Genomic DNA, 4,987 nt, shown 5'->3' with positions numbered 1-4,987 from the left:
TGACTTCAGGGCCGCTTCACGCGCCAGCGGGAGCAAGCTCCCTCGCCACGGGCCTATTTGATGGGCCCCTAAACGAAAAATGCCCCGTACCTTTCGATACGGAGCATTTCTTCAAGGCTTCCCGCGGATTGCCAGGTATTCACGCAACGGTGAGTCTTCTGGTTCAATCGCCTGCAGAATCCAGAGCGACTCTGCAGTTCCTATCGGGGGAACCCGCCTGAAGTCCTTCAGGCGTTCTGGTTCCAGGGACGGTCTCCATGTTCGTCCTTGATGCGCGTCGGCAGGCCCATCACATCCAGCGCCTCGAGGAACGCCTCGGCAGGCAGCTCTTCGACGTTGACCATGCGCTGCACGTCCCACTCGCCACGGGCCACCAGCAAGGCCGCGGCCACGGGTGGCACGCCGGCGGTATAGGAAATGCCCTGGCTGTCGGTTTCGGCGTAGGCGTCCTCGTGGTCGGCCACGTTGTAGATGAACATTTCGCGCGGCTGGCCATCCTTGACGCCTTTGACCAGGTCACCGATGCAGGTCTTGCCGGTGTAGCCCGGCGCCAGCGAGCTCGGGTCAGGCAGCACGGCCTTGACCACTTTCAGCGGCACGACTTCCAGGCCTTCGGCGGTCTTGACCGGTTGCTCGGAAAGCAGGCCGAGGTTCTTGAGCACGGTGAACACATTGATGTAGTGCTCGCCGAAGCTCATCCAGAAACGCACGTTGGGCACATCGAGGTTCTTCGACAGCGAGTGCACTTCGTCGTGACCGGTCAGGTACAGGTTCTGCGAGCCGACCACTGGCAGGTCGTCGGTGCGCTTGACCTCGAACATGGTGTTGCTGGTCCACTGGCTGTCCTGCCAGCTCCACACCTGTCCGGTGAACTCACGGAAATTGATTTCCGGATCGAAATTGGTGGCGAAATATTTGCCATGGGAGCCAGCATTGACGTCGAGAATGTCGATCGAATCAATGCGGTCGAAATGCTGTTGTTGCGCCAGTGCCGCATAGGCATTGACCACACCCGGGTCGAAGCCCACGCCGAGAATGGCGGTGATGTTCTTCTCCTGGCACTCCTGGAGATGGTTCCACTCGTAGTTGCCGTACCAGGGCGGCGTCTCGCAGACCTTGCCCGGTTCTTCGTGGATGGCGGTGTCCAGGTAGGCCACGCCGGTATCGATGCAGGCACGCAGCACCGACATATTGAGGAAAGCAGAGCCGACGTTGATGACGATCTGCGACTCGGTCTCGCGAATCAGCGCCTTGGTCGCTTCGACATCCAGAGCGTTCAGTGCAAAGGCCTTGATGTCGGCGGGTTGCTTGAGGCTACCCTTGGCCTTGACGCTGTCGATGATGGCCTGGCATTTGGAGATGTTGCGCGACGCGATAGCAATACGACCGAGTTCGTCGTTGTGCTGCGCGCACTTGTGGGCCACCACCTTGGCGACACCTCCTGCACCAATGATAAGTACGTTCTTCTTCAATTTCTTTATTTCTCCTTCCGCCAGCTCAAGAGAGGCTGGACAAGTAGTCGTCGTAAACAAACTCGCGAACCACCTCGACGCTGCCGTCGAGTTGCTTCACAACGATGGACGGCATTTTCAGGCCGTTGAACCAGTTTTTCTTGACCATGGTGTAGCCCGCTGCGTCGATGAACGACAGCCGATCGCCGATGGACAGCGGACGATCGAATTGGTACTCGCCAAAGATGTCTCCAGCCAGGCAGGATTTGCCGCACACCATGTAGGTGTGTTCGCCCTCGCTCGGTGCCAGCTTGGCGTCCAGGCGATAGATCAGCAGATCGAGCATGTGTGCCTCGATGGAACTGTCCACCACGGCCAGGTGCTTGCCGTTGTAGAGCGTGTCGAGCACGGTGACTTCCAGCGACGCGCTCTGGGTGATCGCGGCCTCGCCCGGTTCCAGGTAGACCTGCACGCCATACTTCTGCGAGAAGGCCTTGAGCCGTGCGCAAAAGGCGTCCAGGGCGTAGCCCTCACCGGTGAAATGGATGCCGCCACCGAGGCTGACCCACTCGACCTTATGCAATAGATGACCGAAACGCTCCTCGATCGTGCCCAGCATCTGGTCGAACAAACCGAAATCGCCGTTCTCGCAGTTGTTGTGGAACATGAACCCGGAGATATGCTCGATGACCTGTTCGATTTTCACCGGATCCCATTCGCCCAGGCGGCTGAACGGTCGCGCCGGGTCGGCCAGCAGGTAATCGGAGCTGCTCACTTGCGGGTTGACCCGCAGGCCGCGGACCTTGCCGGCCGACGCCTCGGTGTAGCGCTGCAACTGGCCGATGGAGTTGAAGATGATCTTGTCGCAGTTGGCGAGCATCTCCTCGATCTCATCGTCGGCCCAGGCCACGCTGTAGGCGTGGGTCTCGCCCGCGAATTTCTGCCGGCCGAGCTTGAGTTCATACAGCGACGACGACGTGGTGCCGTCCATGTACTGCTGCATCAGGTCGAACACCGACCAGGTGGCGAAGCACTTGAGCGCCAGCAAGGCCTTGGCCCCGGACTGCTCACGCACATAGGCGATCTTCTGCATGTTCGCCAGCAGCTTTTGTTTGTCGATGAGGTAGTACGGCGTTTTGATCATTTTCGAGGCCTCCGGGCAAGGCGAGCCAAAAAAGGATGCGCATTGTGCCTTCACTGACTGCAGATCGAAAGAGCGAAAAGCCCCGTTCGTGCAATCATCCCGATCCGGATCGACGCTTTGCGATCACCGGACATACCGGCCGCCCAGGCGACGAAATGCTGATCTGGCAAAGGGAGGATAAGCAAAGAGCGCTGACGCTCGACCTTGAGCCGTCGCGGGTAACCGGCCTTGCATAACAGGCCATGGGTGATCAGTGTTTATGCATCAGGTCATGCAGGACACCAAACCTCAGGCCCGCTTCGCAAACGATCATGTCTGTAACACCGAAGACCTTGAACGCCGCCAGCATGATCGCCAGGCCACCGGGCAGGATGCCCAGGCGATGGCTTTGCAAGCCGGCCAATCTGAGGCGGTCGACATGGCCGACTTCCAGCAGCCGCAACGACAGGCGCAACAACCCGCTGTAGGTAATGCCGCCTTGGCCAACGTCATTGAGACCATTGGCCTTGAGCACTTTGGCCAACATCCGCGCCGTACCGGAAGAGCCGATCACCTGCTGCCAGCCCTGCGCGCGATAACGCGCCGCCATCGCTTCAAACTGCAGGACGGCCACGCGTTCAGCCTCCAGCAGCGCTTGAGCGGTGATGCGTCCGCCCGCAAAGTAACGCGCGCCAAAGGTGCCGCTGCCGATGGCAATGCTCTCCGTCAACAGTGGCTGAGCGCCCTGCCCCAGAATCAGTTCGGTCGAGCCACCGCCGATGTCCACCACCAGTCGCGTCCGCTCGACACCGGGCACCGCATGGGCGACACCGGCATACACCAGCCGGGCTTCTTCATGTCCGGACAGCACGTCGATCCGAAACCCCAGGTGCCGCTCGGCACTGGCCAGGAACAACTGGGCATTGGCCGCTTCGCGCACGGCACTGGTCGCCACCGCCCGCACCCGTCCGGCTTCGAAGCCACGCAGCTTTTTGCCAAATCGGGCCAGGGCTTGCCAGCCTCGATCCAGCGCCAGCTCGTCCAGGGCCCCGGCTTGCAGGCCCTCGGCCAATCGGACCGGCTCGCGCAGGGTTTTCACTTCCTGGATCACCCGTTGTCGATTGCGCTTGACCGACTGGCCAATTATCAGGCGAAAGGCGTTGGAGCCCAGGTCAATGGCCGCGAACAGGGGGGCGTCGCCTTTCATAGCGGTGTTCCTTGATTCATCAGCCAGCAGGCACAAGCGCTGCGGGCATCCCACGATGGTTTGCGAAGATCCTGCCATGGGTTCGATGACACCTGGATGACACCCCTTGCGCCCCAGTAACTGTTTTAGCCAAGGGCAGCGCATGAAGCACAGATGACGTTCACCACCATGTAACAAATTGCAACTAGCGTGGATGGCGCCTCCACGACCGAGTTCTCCATCATGCTTTCAACCCAGGACACCTTGGTACAGCGCATCCACCGCGAATTGCTCGATCACAGCGACGAAGAACTGGAGCTGGAGCTCTCCGAAGACGGGCATGACCTGAACGCCTTGTTCGATGAACACGCCCCGGATAGCAGCGAGAAAGAAATCCGACGCCTGTATTTCAGCGAACTGTTCCGCCTTCAGGGCGAACTGGTGAAGCTGCAAAGTTGGGTGGTCAAGACCGGGCACAAGGTCGTGATCCTGTTCGAAGGGCGTGACGCCGCCGGCAAGGGTGGCGTGATCAAGCGCATTACCCAGCGGCTCAATCCCCGGGTATGTCGCGTCGCCGCCCTGCCCGCCCCCAACGACCGTGAACGGACTCAATGGTACTTCCAGCGCTACGTTTCGCACCTGCCGGCGGCGGGTGAAATCGTGCTGTTCGACCGCAGTTGGTACAACCGCGCCGGGGTCGAGCAAGTCATGGGGTTCTGCACCGACGAACAGTACGAAGAGTTCTTCCGTACCGTGCCGGAATTCGAGCGGATGCTCGCCCGCTCCGGCATCCAGTTGATCAAGTACTGGTTCTCCATTTCCGACCAGGAACAGCACCTGCGCTTCCTCAGCCGCATCCATGACCCGCTCAAGCAATGGAAGCTCAGCCCCATGGACCTGGAGTCCCGCCGGCGCTGGGAGGCCTATACCAAGGCCAAGGAAATCATGCTCGAACGCACCCACATCGCCGAGGCGCCCTGGTGGGTGGTGCAGGCCGACGACAAGAAAAAAGCCCGGCTCAACTGCATCCATCACCTGCTTGGGCAAATGCCCTATGAAGAGGTGGAGCTGCCGACCATCGAACTGCCGCAGCGGGTACGCCAGGAAGACTACTCCCGCAGTCCGACGCCACCGGAGCTCATCGTGCCCCAGGTCTACTGAGACCCGCCAGGCAAGCCTCCCCACAAGCGGTTCTGACCTCGTGTTCGCCGGGGCCTTACGATCGAG

General features: G+C 60.5%; 5 protein-coding genes. 2 read left to right on the top strand and 3 right to left on the bottom strand.

Annotation, left to right across the window (positions count from 1 at the left end):
* Positions 1-227: 227 nt before the first annotated feature.
* Positions 228-1,472 carry a saccharopine dehydrogenase family protein gene (locus J4E53_RS29650; protein WP_041476374.1) on the bottom strand — a complete coding sequence of 415 codons (1,245 nt, stop codon included), beginning with the start codon at positions 1,470-1,472 and terminating at the stop codon, positions 228-230.
* Between the two features lie 25 nt (positions 1,473-1,497).
* Positions 1,498-2,595 (bottom strand): carboxynorspermidine decarboxylase, encoded by a 1,098-nt coding sequence (locus tag J4E53_RS29645; RefSeq protein WP_058545429.1) that lies wholly within the window; start codon positions 2,593-2,595, stop codon positions 1,498-1,500.
* A gap of 44 nt (positions 2,596-2,639) precedes the next feature.
* On the opposite strand from J4E53_RS29645, the gene J4E53_RS29640 reads away from it, so the two are divergent.
* Entirely contained in the window at positions 2,640-2,831 is a 192-nt protein-coding gene (locus J4E53_RS29640) for a hypothetical protein (protein ID WP_146042639.1), read from the top strand.
* A 14-nt stretch (positions 2,832-2,845) separates the two neighbouring features.
* On the opposite strand, the gene J4E53_RS29635 is transcribed toward J4E53_RS29640, so the two are convergent.
* Positions 2,846-3,781, bottom strand: a complete 936-nt coding sequence (locus tag J4E53_RS29635; RefSeq protein WP_103309445.1) for a Ppx/GppA family phosphatase — start codon at positions 3,779-3,781, stop codon at positions 2,846-2,848.
* A gap of 222 nt (positions 3,782-4,003) precedes the next feature.
* Here J4E53_RS29635 and ppk2 point away from each other — a divergent pair, with 222 nt between their 5' ends.
* Complete coding sequence (ppk2, locus tag J4E53_RS29630; RefSeq protein WP_060743179.1) at positions 4,004-4,921, top strand: polyphosphate kinase 2; 918 nt, start codon at positions 4,004-4,006, stop codon at positions 4,919-4,921.
* Positions 4,922-4,987 lie beyond the last annotated feature (66 nt).

The organism is Pseudomonas sp. FW305-28 (genome assembly GCF_017351395.1).
GTDB lineage: Bacteria > Pseudomonadota > Gammaproteobacteria > Pseudomonadales > Pseudomonadaceae > Aquipseudomonas > Aquipseudomonas fluorescens_AA.
Note: the sequence above shows the minus strand (reverse complement) of the source record. Positions and strands in the feature narration are given on the sequence as shown.

Coding starts and splice junctions, on each gene's coding strand:
- J4E53_RS29645 (WP_058545429.1), bottom strand. CDS start 2,595: ATGATCAAAACGCCGTACTACCTCATCGACAAACAAAAGCTGCTGGCG.
- J4E53_RS29635 (WP_103309445.1), bottom strand. CDS start 3,781: ATGAAAGGCGACGCCCCCCTGTTCGCGGCCATTGACCTGGGCTCCAAC.
- ppk2 (WP_060743179.1), top strand. CDS start 4,004: ATGCTTTCAACCCAGGACACCTTGGTACAGCGCATCCACCGCGAATTG.